The organism is Sinorhizobium meliloti, assembly GCF_017876815.1.
GTDB classification, from domain to species: Bacteria; Pseudomonadota; Alphaproteobacteria; order Rhizobiales; family Rhizobiaceae; genus Sinorhizobium; species Sinorhizobium meliloti.
On the sequence record NZ_JAGIOS010000001.1, the window covers coordinates 1,222,452 to 1,242,432 of the forward strand.

Annotated in this window: 15 protein-coding genes; 7 read left to right on the forward strand and 8 right to left on the reverse strand. The window is 62.7% G+C overall.

The genetic code is table 11. The features are described 5' to 3' along the window. Genes JOH52_RS05870 through JOH52_RS05880 form a run of 3 tightly spaced genes read left to right on the forward strand, consistent with a single transcriptional unit; the run spans position 1 to position 2,818 of the window. Positions 1-1,074, forward strand: a complete 1,074-nt coding sequence (locus JOH52_RS05870) for a Gfo/Idh/MocA family protein (protein ID WP_003532489.1) — start codon at positions 1-3, stop codon at positions 1,072-1,074. 23 nt (positions 1,075-1,097) lie between these two features. Continuing rightward, on the forward strand, positions 1,098-2,180 hold the full coding sequence (locus JOH52_RS05875; protein ID WP_003532490.1) for an ABC transporter ATP-binding protein: 1,083 nt from the start codon (positions 1,098-1,100) through the stop codon (positions 2,178-2,180). After that, positions 2,177-2,818, forward strand: coding sequence for a glutathione S-transferase family protein (locus JOH52_RS05880; RefSeq protein WP_010968360.1), 642 nt, complete (start codon positions 2,177-2,179; stop codon positions 2,816-2,818). The genes JOH52_RS05875 and JOH52_RS05880 overlap by 4 nt, the downstream gene beginning before the upstream one ends. Before the next feature lie 20 nt (positions 2,819-2,838). Here the strand turns inward: JOH52_RS05880 and JOH52_RS05885 are convergent, their stop codons facing one another. Together JOH52_RS05885 and JOH52_RS05890 are read right to left on the reverse strand one after the other, a co-directional pair. Further along, a complete protein-coding gene (locus JOH52_RS05885) occupies positions 2,839-3,723 on the reverse strand; it encodes an SMP-30/gluconolactonase/LRE family protein (RefSeq protein WP_010968359.1) in 885 nt (294 codons plus the stop codon). A 274-nt stretch (positions 3,724-3,997) separates the two neighbouring features. After that, on the reverse strand, positions 3,998-4,720 hold the full coding sequence (locus tag JOH52_RS05890) for a FadR/GntR family transcriptional regulator (protein ID WP_003532493.1): 723 nt from the start codon (positions 4,718-4,720) through the stop codon (positions 3,998-4,000). 77 nt (positions 4,721-4,797) lie between these two features. On the opposite strand from JOH52_RS05890, the gene araD reads away from it, so the two are divergent. The 3 genes from araD to JOH52_RS05905 all read left to right on the forward strand — a co-directional run bounded on the left by araD (position 4,798) and on the right by JOH52_RS05905 (position 9,972). Further along, complete coding sequence (araD, locus tag JOH52_RS05895) at positions 4,798-6,522, forward strand: L-arabinonate dehydratase (protein ID WP_010968358.1); 1,725 nt, start codon at positions 4,798-4,800, stop codon at positions 6,520-6,522. A 63-nt stretch (positions 6,523-6,585) separates the two neighbouring features. After that, positions 6,586-7,371, forward strand: coding sequence for an NAD-dependent epimerase/dehydratase family protein (locus tag JOH52_RS05900; RefSeq protein WP_003532495.1), 786 nt, complete (start codon positions 6,586-6,588; stop codon positions 7,369-7,371). 147 nt (positions 7,372-7,518) lie between these two features. After that, positions 7,519-9,972 carry a phosphoketolase family protein gene (locus JOH52_RS05905; RefSeq protein WP_010968357.1) on the forward strand — a complete coding sequence of 818 codons (2,454 nt, stop codon included), beginning with the start codon at positions 7,519-7,521 and terminating at the stop codon, positions 9,970-9,972. 111 nt (positions 9,973-10,083) lie between these two features. Here the strand turns inward: JOH52_RS05905 and JOH52_RS05910 are convergent, their stop codons facing one another. Further along, positions 10,084-11,868, reverse strand: a complete 1,785-nt coding sequence (locus JOH52_RS05910) for a trimethylamine N-oxide permease (RefSeq protein WP_010968356.1) — start codon at positions 11,866-11,868, stop codon at positions 10,084-10,086. A 234-nt stretch (positions 11,869-12,102) separates the two neighbouring features. Between JOH52_RS05910 and JOH52_RS05915 the strand changes: the two genes are divergently transcribed. Then, a complete protein-coding gene (locus JOH52_RS05915) occupies positions 12,103-14,472 on the forward strand; it encodes a trimethylamine N-oxide demethylase (RefSeq protein WP_010968355.1) in 2,370 nt (789 codons plus the stop codon). 96 nt (positions 14,473-14,568) lie between these two features. Here JOH52_RS05915 and JOH52_RS05920 read toward each other — a convergent pair whose 3' ends face one another. The 5 genes from JOH52_RS05920 to JOH52_RS05940 all read right to left on the reverse strand — a co-directional run bounded on the left by JOH52_RS05920 (position 14,569) and on the right by JOH52_RS05940 (position 19,835). Beyond that, positions 14,569-15,906, reverse strand: coding sequence for an NAD(P)-binding domain-containing protein (locus JOH52_RS05920; protein ID WP_003532501.1), 1,338 nt, complete (start codon positions 15,904-15,906; stop codon positions 14,569-14,571). A 67-nt stretch (positions 15,907-15,973) separates the two neighbouring features. Further along, positions 15,974-17,014 carry a heme-dependent oxidative N-demethylase family protein gene (locus tag JOH52_RS05925; RefSeq protein WP_014529981.1) on the reverse strand — a complete coding sequence of 347 codons (1,041 nt, stop codon included), beginning with the start codon at positions 17,012-17,014 and terminating at the stop codon, positions 15,974-15,976. Between the two features lie 109 nt (positions 17,015-17,123). Beyond that, the gene (locus JOH52_RS05930) at positions 17,124-18,089 is read right to left on the reverse strand and encodes a PDR/VanB family oxidoreductase (RefSeq protein WP_013844970.1); all 966 of its coding nucleotides are present in this window, start codon (positions 18,087-18,089) and stop codon (positions 17,124-17,126) included. Next, a complete protein-coding gene (locus JOH52_RS05935; protein WP_013844969.1) occupies positions 18,086-18,691 on the reverse strand; it encodes a dimethylamine monooxygenase subunit DmmA family protein in 606 nt (201 codons plus the stop codon). Before JOH52_RS05935 ends, JOH52_RS05930 begins: the two co-directional genes overlap by 4 nt. Positions 18,692-18,701: 10 nt before the next feature. Next, positions 18,702-19,835 carry an aminomethyl transferase family protein gene (locus JOH52_RS05940; protein ID WP_013844968.1) on the reverse strand — a complete coding sequence of 378 codons (1,134 nt, stop codon included), beginning with the start codon at positions 19,833-19,835 and terminating at the stop codon, positions 18,702-18,704. Positions 19,836-19,981: the final 146 nt, after the last annotated feature.

Here is a 19,981-nt window from a genome sequence, read left to right on the forward strand (position 1 = left end):
ATGAGCGTGAAGACAGTTGCCATCATCGGCTGCGGCATCGGGCGTTCGCACATCGTCGAAGGCTATCAGCCGCACCCGGACAAGTTCCGGGTCCAGGCTCTCTGCGACCTCAACGAGGAGCGGCTGAACGAGGTCGGCGACGAATTCGGCATCGAGCAGCGGACCCGCTCCTTCAACGAACTGCTCGACGACGACAGCATCGACATCATCGACATCTGCACCCCGCCAGGCATCCATCTCGAACAGGTGCTCGCAGCACTTGCCGCCGGCAAGCATGTGATCTGCGAAAAGCCGCTGACCGGATCGCTCGAGGGCGTCGATGCGATCATGGAAGCCGAGAAAGAGGCCCGCGGCGTGCTGATGCCGATCTTCCAGTACCGCTATGGCGACGGCATCGAGAAAGCCAAGCGCATCATCGAGGCGGGCATCGCGGGCAAGCCCTATGTCGGCTCGGTCGAGACGTTCTGGCTGCGCACGCCCGAATATTATTCCGTCCCCTGGCGCGGCAAGTGGGCGACGGAGCTCGGCGGCGTGCTCGTCACCCACGCGCTGCATCTGCACGATATGATGCTGCATCTTCTCGGCCCGGTGGCGCGCGTATTCGGCCGCGTCGCGACCCGGGTCAACGACATCGAGGTCGAGGATTGCGCCTCGGCGAGCCTGCTCATGAAGAACGGCGCCTTCGTTTCGCTTTCCTGTACGCTCGGCTCGCAGGAGCAGATCAGCCGGCTCAGGCTGCATTTCGAGAACGTCACCTTCGAAAGCAGCCACGAACCCTATGCGCCGGGTAAGGATCCGTGGAAGATCATCGCGGCAAATGACGAAGTGCAGGCGCGGATAGACGAAGTGACCGGCGACTGGCGCCCGGTCTCGCCACGCTTTACCACCCAGATGGCGCATTTCCACGATTTCCTGAGCGGCAGGGGACCCCTGCCCGTGACGACGCAGGACGCGCGCCGCGCACTGGAACTGGTCACCGCGATCTATCAATCCGCCGATACCGGCCGCGAAATTGAGTTACCGCTTGGGCCGGACAGCCCGAAATATGCCGATTGGCGTGCGAATACCCGATAAAGGCCGCAGGGAGGGACTTTGACATGGCGACGAGCGTCGTTCTTCAGAAGGTCGAGAAGCGCTACGGCGCGCTCGACGTGATCCACGGCATCGACCTGACCATAGACCCCGGCGAGTTCGCCGTCTTCGTGGGTCCGTCCGGTTGCGGCAAGTCGACGCTGCTCAGAATGATCGCCGGACTGGAGGAGATTTCCGGCGGCACGCTGATGCTCGACAGCGACCGGATGAACGAAGTGGCACCCGCCAGACGCGGCATTGCCATGGTGTTCCAGTCCTATGCGCTCTATCCGCACATGTCGGTCTACAAGAATCTCGCTTTCGGCCTCGAAACGGCCGGCTTCAAGAAGGCCGAAATCGAGCCGAAGGTGCGCCGGGCGGCCGAGATCCTGCAGATCGAAAAGCTGCTCGACCGCAAGCCGAAGGCGCTCTCCGGCGGTCAGCGGCAGCGCGTGGCGATCGGCCGGGCGATCGTGCGCGAGCCGCGCATCTTCCTCTTCGACGAGCCGCTTTCCAACCTCGACGCCGAACTCCGCGTGCAGATGCGCGTCGAGATCTCGAGGCTTCATCGGGACCTCGGCAACACCATGATCTATGTGACGCACGATCAGGTGGAGGCCATGACCATGGCCGACAAGATCGTCGTCCTGAATTCCGGCCGAATCGAGCAGGTGGGCGCACCGCTCGATCTCTACAACAATCCCGTCAACCGCTTCGTCGCCGGCTTCATCGGCAGCCCCAAGATGAATTTCCTCAAGGCGCGGATCGCGGACGTCACCGGAAGCGAGACGGCGATCGAGGTCTGCGGCGGAACGATCCGCCTTCCCCGTCGCCTGAACGGTGCGACACAGGGACAGGACGTCACGTTCGGCATCCGGCCGGAGCATCTTTCCGCGCGCGAGGGCGGTATCGAGCTCGCTACCGTCAATGTCGAGATTGTCGAGAATCTCGGCGGCGAAACCATGCTCTACGGGATCACGCCGGATCGCCAGCAGCTGACCGTCGCGCTGGAGGGGCAGCAGAAGGTCGAGCGCGGCTCCAATCTCGCCGTCCACTTCGACCCGTCGCGCTGCCATGTCTTCGGCGCCGACGGCAGGGCCATGCGATGAAACTGTTCTACAGCCGCAATCCCAATCCGCGTCTTGCCGTCGCGGTGGCACGCCATCTCGCAGCCGAGGTCGAGTTCGAGTTCGCCTCGCCCTTCGCGCCGGGGCAGGCGGAACGGTTTCGGCCGCTCAACCCGAACCTTTCGCTGCCGATACTCGTGGAGGCCGGAAAAAGCCTTTGGGAGGCCGACGCGATCGCCTGCCGGCTTTCACGCGCGATGCAATCGGATTTCTGGCGCATCGGCGACGACGAACCCGACATGGTCCGATGGATCAGCTGGGGCAAGGAAAACTTCGTACGAGCTTGCGACATGGTGCAGTTCGAGCGCGGCACGAAGCAGCGCTATGGGCTCGGCCCGATCGACCAGCAGCTGGTCGAGGAGGGGCTGAGCATGTTCCGTACGGCAGCGGCGATACTCGATATGGAGCTTTCCGGGCGGAACTGGCTGGTCGGAGGCGCCGTGTCCCATGCGGATTTCCGAATGGCGACCTTTCTGCCCTTCAACGATGCCGCCGGGCTGCCGCTTGGCGATTATCCCAACATCTGCCGCTGGATTGACCGGCTCGAGGAGATCGATGCCTGGCGCGATCCCTTCAGGGGACTGGATGCGCCCGAACTGCCGCCTGTCCCGGAGCGCTGATCGGACCGCAGACGCCAGCCTCAAATCCAACGATCGTCGAAGCGGTGGACGGCCACACCCGCCACGGGGCTTCTTGCGACAAAAATGCCGCCGGAGCGGTTTTCCTTGCCGATGCCCGCGGGCCGCAGCGACGTGACGAGAAGCGTCTTCAAGTCCGGTCCGGCGAAGCAGGGCATGGTCGGCGCCGGCACCGGAAAGCGGTGCGTCCCGACAAGGCGGCCTTCGGGCGAGAAGCGATTGACGATGCCCGCCGACACGCCGGCGCTCCAGTAATGGGCTTCCGCGTCGGTGGCGGCTCCGTCCGGCCGGCCGCTCGCCTCGTCCAGGCTTGCCAGCCGCCTGCGCCCGGAAAGCGCGCCCGTTGCGGGATCGAACTGCCAGCGGTCGATCCAGGCCCCGCGCGAATCCGAGTGAAACAGAAGGGAACCGTCGCCGCTCCAGGCGAGGCCGTTGGAGCAGACCACGCCTTCCACCTTGCGTTCCACCGCGCCCTCGGGCGAGACGCGGTAGAGCGACGCGACGGGGCGGCGGTCGGGCACATCGTGCATCGTCCCCACCCAGAAGGCGCCGTCCGGTCCCACCTTGCCGTCGTTGAGACGCGTATCCGCAATGTCCGGCTCGATCGCGGCGATTTCCCTGGTGACCGCGCCGGCGTCGGGATCGAACAGAACCACGCGATCGCGCTGCGCCAGAACGAGGCGTCCGGAGCGCGCAAGGCCGGTGCTGCAGGCGCCGCCCTCGATGGTCCATTCGACGTGGCCGGCGCCTGAAAGATCGACGCGATGAAGGGCGCTGCGGCCGATATCGACGAAGAACAGGCAGTTCCGGCGCTCATCGAAAACCGGGCTTTCGGCGACGTCGCAGCGCGAATCCAGAAGACACTCAAATGTTAAATCGAAAGACATGTTTCACACCATGGGCCCGGGCCGCTGCCAGGAGAAATGCGTACAGAGGCGCTTAAAGTCCATATTTGAATTCGTTGCCGCAGGTGTTTGCTCTATCATTGCTCTTGCCCTCGCTCAACTTGTAAAATAAAAATACAAGAAACCGGCCGGGAGATTTGCATGAAGACGCCCCTTGAAACCGCGATTCTGAAGGCCTGCCGCTCCGCGCGGTGCGCCGCGGCAGCGTGAGCCGGGCTATCGGCGAGCGCTTGAAGTGGATCGGAGCATGACCGGATCAGAGATCGCCATGGGAGCCGGTGATACGGGCGCGCGATTCCGTCAGATGGTAGCGCATGTAAAGGCGGGCGAGGTCCCGGTTCTGGCCCGAAATGGCAGAGTAGATCTTGCGGTGTTCTTCGAGGACACGGCGGCGGCGATCATCGGAGCCCTGCCGCGTCAGGCCGAGCGCCATGCGCATCGAGCCGCTGAGAATGTCACGCAGTTCTTCCAGAAGCCGAGGGAAAAGCTCGTTTCCCGCGGCTTCTGCCACGGCGTGGTGAAAGGCGAAATCCTCTTCCCAACCGGTTTCGCCGCGCGCGAAGGCGCCTTCCAGCGCCGCCAGCGCCTCGCCGATCTGATTGAGCTGAGCCTTTGTCCGGCGCATCGCGGCAAGCCCCGCGCATTCCGTCTCCAGCGCGAGCCGGGGCTCGAAAGCCCTCAGATAGCTCGCGATCTCGGCCGAAGCGGCGAGACTGGTGAGCTTGTCGGACGGACGCGATTTCACGAAGGTGCCGATACCCTGGCGCGAAACCACCAGGCCGTCGGCCTGCAGCCGCATCAGCGCCTCCCGCACGACCGGACGGGAAACCTGAAAGTCGCGGCAGATATGCGCTTCGGACGGCAGCTTCGCCCCCTCGGCCATCTGGCCGCTGGCGATCTGCTCGAGAATTTGCCCGTAGAGAACATCGGCAAGCCGCTCCCGCCGCGCCGGTTTCAGTTTCAACGTTACGTCGTTCAAGGGTCTGCCTTCACCTGTCATTTTTCTGTACAGGCGCAATCTAGCCGACCCGCCCGCAAATGCAAAGGAGCGTGCCGATGACCAGGCGCAAGAAGCCGGAGGAATTTCGAAGCTTTCGCTGGTTCGGCGTCAAGGACCTGCGCGCCTTCGGTCACAGGTCCCGCCTCTATCAGATGGGCTACGACCATGCGGAACTCGCAAACAAGCCCGTCATCGCGATCATCAATACCTGGAGCGACATCAATCCGTGCCACGCACATCTCAGGGCTCGGGCAGAGGAGGTCAAGCGCGGCGTCTGGCAGGCGGGCGGCTTTCCGATCGAGCTGCCGGCCATGTCGCTGGCCGAGACCTATGTGAAGCCGACGACGATGCTCTACCGCAATTTCCTGGCCATGGAGGTGGAGGAGCTCATCCGCTCGCATCCGGTCGACGGCGTCGTCCTGCTTGCCGGCTGCGACAAGACCACGCCGGGAACGATCATGGGAGCGATCCAGGTCGACCTGCCGACGATCTTCGTGCCGGCCGGGCCGATGCTGCGCGGCAATTATCGCGGCCGGATGCTGGGTTCGGGATCGGACGTCTGGAAATACTGGGCGGAAAAGGAAGCCGGCCGCGTCACCGAGAACGAATGGAGCGAAATGGAGCGCGGAATCGCCCGCTCCTTCGGCACCTGCATGACCATGGGCACGGCCTCGACCATGACGGCGCTTGCCGACACGCTGGGGCTTTCGCTGCCCGGCGCCTCCGCCATCCCCGCGGCGGATGCCGGTCATGCGCGCATGGCCGCGCTTTCCGGCGCGCGCATCGTCGAGATGGTCTTCGAGGATCTGAAGCCGTCCGACATTCTGACGGCGAAGGCATTCGAGAATGCGCTCGCGGTGCACATGGCGATGGCCGGCTCGACCAATGCGATGATCCATCTTATCGCGATCGCGCGCCGTTGCGGCGTTCCTCTGACGCTCGATGATTTCGACCGCGTATCGGCCGAAGTCCCTGTTCTCTGCAACATCCGGCCGACCGGTGAATTCCTGATGGAGGACTTCTACTATGCCGGCGGCCTGATCGCGCTCTGGAAACAATTGAAGCCGCTCCTGCATACCGGGGAACGCAATGTGATCGGCACGATCGGCGGCGCCCTCGATGAGGCCGAGGTCCATCTGCCGGAGGTGATCCGCCCGCTCGACAGGCCGGTGGCCGCGCGCGGCGGCACGGCCATTCTCAAAGGCAACCTTGCGCCGCAGGGCTGCGTCATGAAACCAGCGGCGGCCGACCCTGCCCTGCTCCAACACCGCGGTCCGGCGCTCGTCTTCGACGATTACGACGCTATGATGAAAGCGGTGAACGACGATGATCTCGACGTCACAGCCGACACGGTGATGATCCTGCGCAATGCCGGGCCGGTCGGCGGACCGGGCATGCCGGAATGGGGCATGCTGCCGATCCCGAGGAAGCTCCTCAAAGAAGGCGTGCGCGACATGGTGCGCATTTCCGACGCCCGCATGAGCGGCACCAGCTACGGCGCCTGCATCCTCCACGTAGCACCGGAGGCCTATGTCGGCGGCCCGCTGGCAGCGGTCCGCAACGGCGACATCATCGCGCTCGACGTTGCCCGCCGCACGATCACGCTCGAGGTCGATCAGGCGGAGATCGAGCGCCGGCTCGCCGAATGGAGGCCGCCGGAGCGCGATTATTCGAGGGGCTATCTGAAGATGCATGCGGAGCATATCCAGCAGGCGCCGGAAGGCTGCGACTTCACCTTCCTGCAATCGCCCCATAAGCTGCCCGAACCCGAGATTCATTGATCCCGACGACGACTGGTCATTAGACCCGAAATCATCGCGATCCGTGCCAAGCAGGTTGTACGCATGACGACGCGACTATTGATAACCGGGGCCGCGGGCGGCCTCGGCCGCTATGCCCGCGAGGGGCTGAAGGGCTGCGCCGATGTTTTGCGCCTTTCGGATGTCGCCACGCTTTCTCCCGCCGGAGAGGGCGAGGAGATCGTGCGATGCGACCTCGCCGAGCGCGAGGCGGTCGACCAACTCGTGCGCGGTTGCGATGCGATCCTGCATCTCGGTGCGATCTCGGTGGAGTCAGACTTCGACGCTCTTCTTCAGGCCAACATCCTCGGCACCTACAATCTGTACGAGGCGGCGCGAAAAGCCGGCGTGAACCGCATCCTCTTTGCGAGCACCAACCATGTGACCGGCTTCCATCCCATCGGCGAGACGCTCGACCACCTGTCGCCGCGGCGGCCGGACAGCCTTTACGGCGTCAGCAAGTGCTTCGGCGAGGACCTTTCCCGGCTCTATTTCGACAAATACGGCATGGAAACCGCCTGCCTCAGGATCGGCAGCTGCTTCGCCGAACCCACCAACCGGCGCATGCTCTCCACCTGGCTGAGCCCGCGTGATTTCCTGGCGCTTGTGCGCCGGCTTCTCGATGCCCCGAAAATCGGCCATCTGGTGCTCTACGGCGTCTCCGCCAACCGCGACGTCTGGTGGTCTAACGGGCATGCGGACTTCCTCGGCTGGCGCCCGCAGGACAGCAGCGAGCCTTACCGGCACGAGATTGAGAAGCGTGAGGAGGAGCCTTCGGACGGCGTGCGCTATCAGGGCGGGCGTCATGCGGCGGCGAAGTTGCCGGGTTGAGGCGACCGGCTCCGCAAGACCACGGTTTTCCGTCCCTGCCGCTACGCTCGGCATTGCCCTGGCGCCGCACCGCCATAGATTCTGCAGCGGCAGCTTCGGCGGCTCGTTGCACCGTCGCTATCCGAGCTCTCGCTTCAGGAGGAATACATGACTTCCCCCAGGACGGCACGTGACGTTTCCAGCCAAGAGCCATTATCCGCCGGTCCGCTGTCTGCAGATGAACTTCAGCGGATGGACGCCTACTGGCGGGCGTCGAACTATCTCTCCGTCGGCCAGATCTACCTCCTCGACAACCCGCTTCTCAGCGAGCCGCTGAAGCGGGAGCACATCAAACCGCGGCTTCTCGGCCATTGGGGTACGTCGCCCGGCCTGAACATGCTCTATGTGCACCTGAACCGGGTGATCAAGCGCGACGATCTGGAGATGATGTATGTCATCGGCCCCGGGCATGGCGGGCCCTCGCTTGTCGCCCACGCCTATCTGGAGGGCACCTATAGCGAGGTCTATCCGGACATCAGCCAGGACGCCGAAGGCCTGCGGAAGCTGTTCAAGCAGTTCAGCTTCCCCGGCGGCATCCCGAGCCATGTCGCGCCGGAAACGCCGGGCAGCATTCACGAGGGCGGCGAGCTCGGCTATGCGTTGAGCCATGCCTACGGTGCCGCCTTCGACAATCCGGAGCTGATCGTCGCCTGCGTGGTGGGCGACGGGGAAGCCGAAACGGGCCCGCTCGCGACCGGCTGGCACGGCAACAAGTTCCTGAACCCGGCGCGCGACGGCTGCGTCCTGCCTATCCTGCACCTCAATGGATACAAGATCGCCAATCCCTGCTTTCTCGCACGTATTCCCAGAGAGGAGCTGCAGAAGTTTTTCGAGGGCATGGGCTATGCGCCGCTTTTCGTCGAGGGTCATGATCCCGCAGACGTGCATCAGCAGCTGGCGGCCGCGCTCGATACCGCGCTCGCGGATATCAGGCGCATTCAGACCGACGCCCGGGTCAACGGCAATCTGAAACGCCCTGCATGGCCTATGATCGTCTTCCGCACACCCAAGGGCTGGACCTGCCCGGCCGAGATCGACGGCAAGAAATGCGAGGATTACTGGCGATCGCATCAGGTCCCGATGGGAGACATGGACAAGCCGGAGCATATCCGCATCCTCGAAGGCTGGATGAAGAGCTATCGGCCGGAGGAGCTCTTCGACGGTGACGGGCGGCTGACGGCGGAACTGGCGGCGCTTGCCCCAACAGGACGGCGCCGGATGAGCGACAATCCGCATGCCAATGGCGGGCTGTTGCTGCGCGACCTGAAGATGCCCGACTTCCGCGATTATGCGGTTGCGGTTCAGAGCCCCGGAGCGGCCACGGCCGAGTCGGCCCGCGTGATGGGCAGCTATCTGCGCGACGTGATGAAGCTCAACCTGAAGTCCGGGAACTTCCGCCTGTTCAGTCCGGACGAAAACAACTCGAACCGCTGGCAGGACGTGCTCGAGGTCACGGATCGCTGTTTCATGGCGGACATCTATCCGGAAGACGACCACTTGTCGCCCGACGGACGGCTGATGGAGGTCCTGAGCGAGCATCAAAGCCAGGGCTGGCTCGAAGGTTATCTCCTGACCGGACGCCACGGCTTCTTTTCCTGCTACGAAGCCTTCATTCACATCATCGATTCGATGTTCAACCAGCACGCCAAATGGCTGAAGGTCTGCAACGAGATCCCGTGGCGGCGCCCGATCGCTTCCCTGAACTATTTCCTGAGCTCGCATGTCTGGCGCCAGGACCATAACGGCTTCAGCCATCAGGACCCCGGCTTCATCGATCACGTGGTCAACAAGAAGGCGGACATCATCCGCGTCTATCTGCCGCCGGACGCCAATACGCTGCTGTCGGTGACGGACCATTGCCTGAGGAGCCGCAACTACATCAACGTCGTCGTTGCCGGCAAGCAGCCTTCTCCGCAATGGCTGACCATGGACCAGGCGGTGAAGCATTGCACCGAGGGCCTCGGCATCTGGGAATGGGCAAGCAACGACAAAGGCTGCGAGCCGGATGTGGTCATGGCATGTTGCGGCGATGTTCCGACGCTGGAGACGCTCGCCGCGGTGCAATTGCTGCGCGAACACCTGCCGGAATTGAAGGTGCGGGTGATCAACGTCGTCAATCTGATGAAGCTGCAGCCATCGGGAGAGCACCCGCACGGCCTGCCGGACCGCGACTTCGACGCCCTGTTCACCAAGGACAAGCCGATCATCTTCGCCTTTCATGGCTATCCCTGGCTGATCCACCGCCTCACCTATCGCCGAACGAACCATGCCAATCTGCATGTCCGCGGCTACAAGGAAGAGGGGACGACGACGACACCCTTCGACATGGTGGTGCTCAACCATCTGGACCGGTTCCATCTGGTCGAGGACGTCATCGACCGGCTGCCGCAACTCGGCGCCCGCGCGGCCTATTTCAAGCAGGCGATTCACGAGCGGCTGATCGACCACAGGCACCATATCGAGAAATACGGCGAGGACATGCCGGTGATCAGCGGCTGGAAATGGGGCGCCGGCAGCGCCGGCAAGGCACAGGGAACATCGACCAAAGGCGACAATGTCTGAGAGGACGCACTTCCGCGACCGGACATACCATCACAAAAGGCCCGCCGAAGCGGGCCTTTTTCTGTGTATCGATCGCAGGGTCTGATGCAGAACGTGCCACTGCCCCCGAGTTCAGGCCGGCAGCTGGAAGAACCAGTTGGCAAACAGCACGATGGCGAGGCCTCCGCCGAGCGCCAGATAGGGTAACATGCCCGCCTTCCTGACGCCGAGGTTCTGCCCGGAGAGGCCGAGATCCTCCATGGCTTCGAGCGGGAACCTGCCGCGATCCTGAAAGTAGTGGCGATAGGCGAAGACCGGCAGGATGAGCGCGGCGAAGATGAAGCCGACCCACAACGCATTGGAGTAGCCCCAGACCTTGGCGCCGGCGCCCAGGAAGAGCGCGTTCACGAAGGCCAGCACGGTGTTCAGGCCGATCAGCCAGGTCGGCGCCTTCCAGGGCCGCTCGATATGGCCGGAGTCGATACGGTGGATCCAGCCGGAGTTGAGGTTCAGGAAGTTGAAGATGATGTAGCCGACATTGGAGACGGCGAGCACGAAGAAGTAGCCGCCGACGTCCGAGGCGATGGCAAGCAGGAACAGATTGAAAGCGAAGTCGGTCCACATGGCCCGGGTCGGCGCGCCGTTCTCGTTCACATGGTTGAGATATTTCGGCAGCCAGCCGTCCTTCGAGCCCTGGTAAAGCGTGCGCGAGGAACCGGCCATCGCCGTCATGATGGCGAGGAAGAGCGCGAGAATCATCAGAACGACGAGAAGCTGGGTGACGATACGGCCGGCGCCGATCAGGCCCCCGAGCGCCTCGGCCACACCCGTGCCGTCGATGATGCCGGGCGCCAGCATGCCGGCATGACCAAGCACCCCCTGGAAGGCGAAGGGTACGAGGAAGAAGAACAGGCAGCAGACGAGGCCGGAATAGAAGATCGCCTTGAAGGTGTCGGTCCGCGGGTTCTTCAGTTCGCGCGTATAGCAGACCGCCGTCTCGAACCCGTAAGTCGACCAGGCGGCGATATAGAGGCCGCCGAGAAAGAGCGTCCAGCCGCCATTGCTCCAGGTGCCGTCCTCGCCGGAATAGGCGGCCGTCGGTGGCACGAGGCCGGTGACGTTGGAGGCAACGATATGGCCGCTGACGATCGGATAGATGCCGATGATCAGCAAGGGAATGAGGACGAGCATAGCGAGCCACTTCTGAACGCTGGCGGTCCCGGCGATGCCGCGATGCTGGATCGCGAAGATGATCAGCATCAGGATGCCGCCGATCAGGAATGTGGCGTTGATATTGGCCGTGGCGAGGAAGGGTATGCTGAAGCTGACCAACGACCAGTTGCGGATCATGGGCGTCAGCGCCGCTACGCCGTCGGCTGCGAGAACCGCCTTGACGGCATCCTCCGGCGGGGTGCCGGCATGGGCCGCGATATACTCGGCGACACGGGGGCTATCGGCGGTGACGGAGGCGGCATGGGCGCCGATCCAGTCGAGCACCGCCTGCGAGTCCGCCGCCGGAATCGGGAAGAGGGCATTGAGGATATAGCCCGCGGCGATCACGCAGCCGAGCGAGAGCACCGGCGACCAGGCGAACCAGTTGCACCAGACGGAAAGCGGCGCGATGAATTTCGAATAGCGCAGCCATGCGGTCGCTCCATAGATCGAGGCGCCGCCGGACTTGTTGGCGAACATCCCGGCGATTTCCGCATAGGTGAAGGATTGCAGGAAGCCCATGACCATCGAAATGATCCAGACCGCGAAGGCCAGCTTGCCGGTCGTGCCGGCAATGCCGCCGATGGAGAAGAGCACGAGCGGCGGCACGCCAGCTGCCACCCAGAAAGCGCCCTTCCAGTCGAGCGCGCGTATAAGCTTCCCCTCGGTGCCGGCAGCAATGCCGGCGTTCACCACATCTGTCATCGCTGAATTCCCCTTTTATTTGTTCCGGACGTGTTCTTCGATACGTCTCCCTGAACGTGCCTCCCACGGCAGCCGGCCCGATGTCTTGGTGCCCCATTTATGCATTGAATTCAGATCCGGCCGTTTATGCATAGTGAAGAAAGTTTCTTCATAGTCAATATATCTCCTTTACTTCAGTTCGGTATTTTGCCAGCATGATCCGGGCAGGGGCCAACATTCGGCCGCGAGGGTGCTATGGAAAATCGCCATCCTGGGATGCTTGGGGGGAGGCCCGTTTCGGCGAGCATTATCCGCTATCCGGGCGTTCCGGCGCTGCCGAAGGACACTGAACGATACCGATGCAAGGGTGGCGGCTCGCTGGTCGTACGCGTCGAAGCGGGAGACCTGGTGACGGTCACCGATGCGGAGGGCGGCCAGGCATGCGAGCTTTCCTTCGTTGACGAAAGCGGCCGCTTCCAGGCGGCAGGCCTCGGCGCGGCGTTCACCAATGCCGCCGAGGGCCTCAAGACCATTCTCTCCCGCGAAGAAGCGGGCACGCTGCGCATTCGAAGCGCGCTTCGGCGCCGCGGTGCGGATCTGGCTACGGCCGGCGCGCTCCGCATCTTCGGGGAACGGTCCACGCCGGGCAGCAGGGTCGAATTCACGATCGCGCTGAAGGGGCTGCTGATCGTTGCCGCGCCTGCAGAGGCGATGTCGCCCGAGGCACAGGACACGGCAACGCCCATCGAGGTCAGGGTCCGCCGCAGCAGGGTGGTCCGCGACTATTCCTCCGCCTTGCCGGAGCCGCTTGCCGATCCGATCGAAGACATCCGCATCAAGGCTGCAACCGCTTCGGCGTATTTCGTGCGGGCCGGAGAATTCATACAGATCATCGACGTCTATGGCCGCCAGTGCACGGACTTTCAGGCCTTTGCCGCCCGCAAGGTCGACAAGGGCCTCGACCTGGCTCTCGACTCAACCGTCACCCGTACCCTGCTCGGGCGCAGCTACCCGGCGCCGGGCCTGCCCTCCAAGGCTTTCGATCGCGATTTCGAGCCGCTGGTGGAGATCGTGCAGGACACGGTTGGCCGTCACGACGCTTTCGCCACCGCCTGCAATTCGCGCTATTACGATGACATGGGCTATCCCGGCCACGTCAACTGTACCGACAATTTCAACGCGGCGCTTGCGCCTTATGGCATTCCCGGCCGCAAGGGCTGGGAGGCGCTCAACTATTTCTACAACACCGATATCGACCACAACAATCAGCTCTATCTCGATGAGCCCTGGTCGCGTCCGGGCGACTACGTGCTGATGCGGGCCCTGACCGACCTCGTCTGCGTCTCCTCCTCCTGCCCCGACGATATCGACGCGGCAAACGGCTGGGATCCGACCGACATCCACGTCCGGACCTTTTCCGGAAAAGAGCAATTCTCACGAGCGGTAGCCTATCGCATGACACCCGATGCCGATCCCGAACTGACGCGTGAAACCGCCTTTCACCCCCGTTTCTCGGCGCTGACGCGAGACTACGCTGAATATCGCGGCTATTGGCTGCCGAACCGGTTTTCGTCGGCGGGGCCGGTCGAGGAATACTGGGCCTGCCGGGAAAGGGCGGCAGTGATCGATCTCTCGCCTTTGCGCAAGTTCGAGGTCACCGGTCCGGATGCCGAGGAATTGCTGCAATATTGCCTGACGCGCGACGTGCGCAAGCTTTCGACCGGGCAGGTCGTCTATTCCGCGATGTGCTACGAGCATGGCGGCATGATCGACGACGGCACCCTTTTCCGCCTCGGCGACAAGAACTTCCGCTGGATCGGCGGGGACGATTACAGCGGCATCTGGCTGCGCGAGCAGGCGGAGAAGAAAGGCTTCAGGGCCTGGGTACGTTCCTCGACCGATCAGATGCACAATATTGCCGTTCAGGGCCCGAAGAGCCGCGACATCCTCAAGGAGATCGTCTGGACGGCACCGCGTCAGCCCACGATCGGCGAGCTCGAATGGTTCCGTTTCGCGGTCGGTCGCATCGGAGGCTTCGAGGGGGCGCCCATCGTCGTCTCGCGCACCGGCTATACCGGCGAGCTCGGCTACGAGATATTCTGTCACCCAAAAGACGCCCTGACCGTTTTCGACGCGGTCTGGCGGGCCGGCGAGCCGCATGGGCTGAGGCCGATGGGGCTGGAAGCGCTCGACATGGTCCGCATCGAGGCGGGCCTGATCTTCGCTCATTACGACTTCGACGATCAGACCGACCCGTTCGAGGCCGGTATCGGCTTCACGGTGCCACTGAAGTCCAAGCATGACGATTTCATCGGCCGCGAAGCGCTGATCCGCCGCAAGGAAAACCCGCGCCACTTGATGGTCGGCCTCGACATACAGGCGAACGAGGCGGTCGGCCACGGCGACTGCGTGCATGTCGGACGCGCGCAGATCGGCGTCATCACCAGTGCCACCCGCTCACCGGTCCTCGGCAAGACGATCGCGCTTGCCCGGATCGACGTTACGCATGCGACGGTCGGTACGCAGGTGGAGATCGGCAAGCTCGACGGCCAGCAGAAGCGCCTGCCCGCAATCGTCGTGCCGCTGTCGCACTACGATCCGCAGAAGAAGCGGCCGCGCTCCTGAACCGATTTGGGAAATCCTCTCTACGCCTTGCCGGCCGCGCAAGTGGAATTTAGCCCCTCCCACAGGTGGGAAGGGCATGCGCCGAGCCGAAGATCGTCAAGCGCGCAGATATTCCTCCAGGGAGTCGTCGAGCGCTTCCACCCAAGGCGTGTGATGCTTGGGCGACATATTGCCCGTCATCAGCGAACGATAGGCATTGTCGCGAAAACCCATGATGTTTTCCGCCTTGTGGTGCTCCCACTTCATGAAGGTCCGGTTGACCCCTTCGATATCGAAGCTCGGATAATCGGTTTCGGCCAGTAGCTCCTTCACATAGTCGCCCTGATACCAGATCATCTCCTCGGCATGCTCGAGCGTTTCCTCGCGGGCGCGCCACATGTCGAAATTGGCCTTCAGTTCCTCTTCCGGCGGCAGCGCGATGCGGCCCATCATGACGTCGCGCGCCCACCAGGCCTGCACGTCGAACATGTTGAAGGTATAGAACTGATCCTGCATACCGATGTAGAAAAGCTGCGGATTCTTGTCGAAGACCACGCCCTTGTAGAGATGGTCGGCCCAAAGGCGGTTGGCGGTCTTGAGCCTGAGTTCATCCGGCAGAAACGGAAAATGGTGCTGGTAGCCGGTGCACAGGATCAGCGCGTCCACTTCCTTCGTCGAGCCGTCCGCGAAATGAGCCGTCTTGTTTTCGAGCTTCGTCAGCAGCGGCCGTTCCTCGAAATTTTCCGGCCAGTTGAAGCCCATCGGCTTTGAGCGGTAGCTCGTCGTTACCGATTTCGCCCCATACTTCCAGCATTGCGAACCGATATCCTCGGCCGAGTAGCTCCGGCCGACGATGAGAACGTCCTTACCCTTGAATTCCAATGCATCGCGGAAATCGTGGGCGTGCAGAACGCGGCCGTTGAAGGTTTTCACGCCTTCGAAATAGGGGACGTGCGGTGTCGAGAAGTGGCCGCTCGCAACGACGACGTAGTCGAATTCCTCGTCATACATGCGGTCTTCGAGGCGGTTATGAGCGGTAACCGTGAATTTCTTCGTCTCTTCGTCGAAATGCACCATGCGCACCGGCGTATTGAAACGCACCCAGTCGCGTACATTCGCCTTCTCCACACGGCCCTTGATATAATCCCACAGCACCGCGCGCGGCGGGTAGGAGGCGATCGGCTTGCCGAAGTGCTCCTCGAAGGTGTAGTCCGCGAATTCCAGGCATTCCTTCGGACCGTTCGACCAGAGGTAGCGATACATGCTGCCATGCACCGGCTCTCCATATTCGTCCAGCCCGGTGCGCCAGGTATAGTTCCACAGCCCTCCCCAATCGGACTGCTTTTCATAGCAGACGATCTCCGGAATCTCGGCACCCTTCTGGGCGGCCGACTGGAAGGCCCGCAACTGGGCGAGGCCCGATGGACCGGCACCGATGACGGCAACTCTTGTCATGACGCATTCCCCTTTTGCTTTTGTGAAGTTGCAATTGCATGCAGTCGTCTTGGCGCTGGAAACGGCGTCAATCCGGGAATGTGCCGGGACTGGTCGGCGCGCCGTCGTCGAATTTCGAAAGCCAGTCGATCGTCGTCTGGCGATAGCGCGTCAGGCCCTTGTAATCGATGAGCTCGGGCGGCAGCGTGCTGAGCACGCGCGGAAAGCGGCGCGCCCATTTAGGCACCGTCACGAGCTCGTTCATATTCATCAGATAGCAGCGGATGACGAAGAGGATGGCGTTCGAGCGCGGCAGGCGCCACAGGCTCTGCACCTCGACGCGCAGATGTACCTTCTCGCCGACGTTTTCCGGTGTGACCGTCGCGCGGTCGGGTCCCCATTTATGGTAGTTTTCCGGGCTGGTATCGAGGCGCGGATTGATCGTCATCGTCCAGTTGAAACGGCGCGTAGGCTTGCCCTGCTGCAGGTTCAGGAGGAATTTCAGTGCGCGGTCGAAGACGCCCATCTGATGGGCGAGCGGCACCGGGCCGTGCCATTCCATGAAGTTCATGCCGATGTCGAAATCGAGCGACCAGTCGGCCTGGGTCGTGACCATGCCGGCATCCATCCAGAGATTGCCGTCGCGCTGGTCTACGATGCAGAAATCCCCCTGCGCCTGGCGGGTGATGTATTCGAGCGGTTCATAGGGCAGCGTCGAGCGATCGCCGAAGGTGAAGGTGTCGTCGATGCCGAGCGGCCGGTTGATCCAGCGCCATTGATCGCCGTTCCTGATGAGCGTGAAATGTTCGGAGAAGCCGGCGGCCTGCTCCTCCATCAGAAGTTCCAGCGTATCCCATTGGGCCGTCATCATATGGGGCAACGCCTGGTAGCGCAGCGGATCCTCTTTCAGAACCAGGGCCCGATCGTGCATCTCGGCGACGTAGTGCTCATCGACGTCGATCAGGCTTTCGAAGGCAGTGCCCTTCTGCCCCTTCACATGCGGTTCCATGTTGACCGCGTACATGTATTCGTCGCGGTCGAAGGGAAACGGAAAGCGCCGGATGTTTTCCGGACTGTTGCGATAGCTGAAGTCGTCCCGGAACGTTTCCTGCTTGAAGGCGATTGCCATGCCCGTTCTCCTCCTGATCGGCCCGATGGATCGTTTCGTCGAACAATCCAAGTCTTTGAACTACGCATTTCTGGGCGGAAAACTGTTGGACGGTTTTCCTGGAACGGCTCTAGAGGTCGAGATGCAAAGCCTTTCCCTCGAATCGGGAGACGCAGAGCATCACCTTTCGGCCGGAAGCCTTTTCTTCGTCGGTCAGATAGACGTCGTTGTGCAGCAGCCTCCCGTCGCAGAGGGCGACCATCGTTTCGCACTGCCCGCAGGCACCGCCGCGACAGAGAAAGGGCGCATCGATTCCGGCCGCCTCGATCGCCTCCAGCATGCTCTCGTGATGACCGACATGGACGGTCTTGCCGGAGCGCGTCAGCTCGATCGAAAAGGGCTTGCCGGGCTGGGAGGACAGAAAGCGCTCGGAATGCAGGTTCTGCTCCGGCCAGCCAGCCTCCAGCCCGGTCTTGAGTACGCCGTCGATCATGCCCGCGGGACCGCAGACATAGAGATGCGTGCCGAGCGGCTGGCTGTCGAGCAAGCGGGCGACCGGAATGCGACTGTCTTCGGCATCGCAATAGATCTTCACCCGATGCGATCCGTAGCGGGCGACGAGGTCCTCGCAATATGCGCCGCGGTCGCGCGTTCGAATGGCATAATGCATTTCGAAACAGGCGCCTTCGCGGGCAAACTGCTCCATCATGGCGATGAAGGGCGTGATCCCGATGCCGCCGGCAATCAGCAGATGCTTTCGGCCGCGCCAATCCGGCTGAAACAGGTTGACGGGATGCGATACCCTCATTTCGTCGCCTTCGCGCACCTTCTCGTGCATGAAGGACGAGCCGCCGCGGGAATCCTCGACATGCAGCACGCTGATCTCGTAGGCCGAGCAATCATATGGCGCCGACATCAGCGAATAGGCATTGCGCCGCACGTGACCATTGTCGTTCATCGAAACGATGACGTGGGCGCCACCGGAGAAATAGGGCATCGGCCGGCCGTCGAGGCGCTCGAAGCGAAATCGTTTGATGCGATGAGCGACCGGCGTCACGCGGGTCACTCGGACGGGAATTTCAGTACCACCGCTCACAGGAACAACTCCTCCGGATCAGGCGCGCTGCCGGGTTCCTCCGCATCGATATTGACGCCCTGGAAGGCGCCGAGGCGCCGCGAGTAATGGTCGCGTACGAGAAGCGGCAGACCGCAATGGCCGCAGGGAAAGGGGCTGTGGGTGACGTCCTCGGTGACGCCTTTGCAGTGGACACATTGCACGCGGCGCGCCAGCGAGCCGCGGTGTTCGGTGATGATCGAGGCATGGTCCATGCCGTGATCGAGCGCCACCATCATCGCCTGGCCGATGAAACCCTCCGTGCCGGCGATATAAAGCCGCGTCCCCATATGGGCGGTCGTCAGCTTCCCCCTGAGGCGGAAGAGCAACGTCGCGATCGTCGGGGCTGCGAAGAACAAATCGGCGCCAAGCGCGCGCAGCGCCTCGTCGTTTCCCTTGCCCTGCGAGCCGCGCGCGACATAGAGGATCTCGCTGCGGGAAAGCGCCGTCTCGTCGAGTGCCGGCTTCCGGTCGAGGAGGGCATGGGCGCCCTCCCCTTCCAGTGCGAAGATGTGCCGCCGGGCGCGCGGCTGGATGGAAAGTCCCGTATAGACCGGACGGCTCTTAATGCCTTCGACAAGCATGGCCGCCTCCCTAGCCCACGGCCGTCCTCTTTTTCTTCTCCGGATCGTCGAAGGTCAGCGTGTGGGCGATCGCTCTGGCATTGAGGTTCTTGCCGTGCACCTCGAGCTTCGCGCCCTGGACGGCCTTGTCGACGTCCAAACGGGCAATCGCCATGGATCTCTTCGTCAGCGTCGAATAGCTCGGGCAGGTGATCACCCCGACCTTCTTGCCCTCGGCATAGACTTCGTCGCCGAGATCCGCCGGACCGTCGGCATCGATCAGCATGCCGAAGATCTTGAAGCGTTCCCTGCCTTTCAGGCGCGCATGCTCCTCGGCACCACGGAAGCCCGTCTTGCCGGGGCTGACGGTGAAATCGAGGCCGAGTTCCCAAAGGCTGTCGCCGGGCGGCTGGTCGGCGAAGGGATACATCTGCGAATTGTCGTAAGGATAAAAGAGCAGGTAGCTTTCGACCCGCAGCATGTCGAGCACGCTGAAACAGCAGGGGATGATGCCCATCTCCTTGCCTTCCGCGACGATGCGATCCCAGATCATGACCGCATCCTGCCCGCGCACGAAGATTTCATAACCACGCTCTCCGGTATAGCCGGTGCGCGAGATCATGACGGGCGCGCCGAAGAGCGTCGTCTGCATGTGGTGGAAATATTTAAGGTCGCGGATGCCCGGCACATATTTTGCGAGATAGTCGACCGCAAGCGGGCCCTGCAGCGAGAGATCATGCAGGTCGTCGTCGAACAGGACTGCGCAGTTGCGGCCCGCAGCCTGCTTCACGATCTCCTCGTAGCCGGAGCCGGAGCCGTGAACCAGCATCCAGGAATTCGGACCGGTGCGGTACACGATGCAGTCGTCGGTGAAATGGCCGCGATCGTTCAGCATGCAGGCATAGACGGAGCGTCCGGGATAGATCTTCGTCATGTCGCGGGTGGTGATGTAGTCGAGCACGGCGATGGCATGCGGACCGACCAGGTGCACCTTCTTCAGGCCGGAAACGTCCATGATCCCGGCCTTCGTGCGGATCGCGACATGCTCTTCGGACATGTCCTTCTCGTAGGTCCAGGCGGTTCCCATGCCGCTCCAGTCCTCCAGTTTCGATCCGAGAGCGCGATGCCGATCCGCCAAGGCGGAGAAACGCCAAGATAAAGCCATTTCGTTCCCTCTTTTTTCCCATACGGAATATTTATTTCCTGAATATATTCAGAATTCCGCGGGGAAGCAAGCCGGCCCGATTATTTTTGTCGCGCCGCTGCGGCAGCGATTCGCACGCGTTGGTGCGGCTTCCCGCTCTGGCGCGA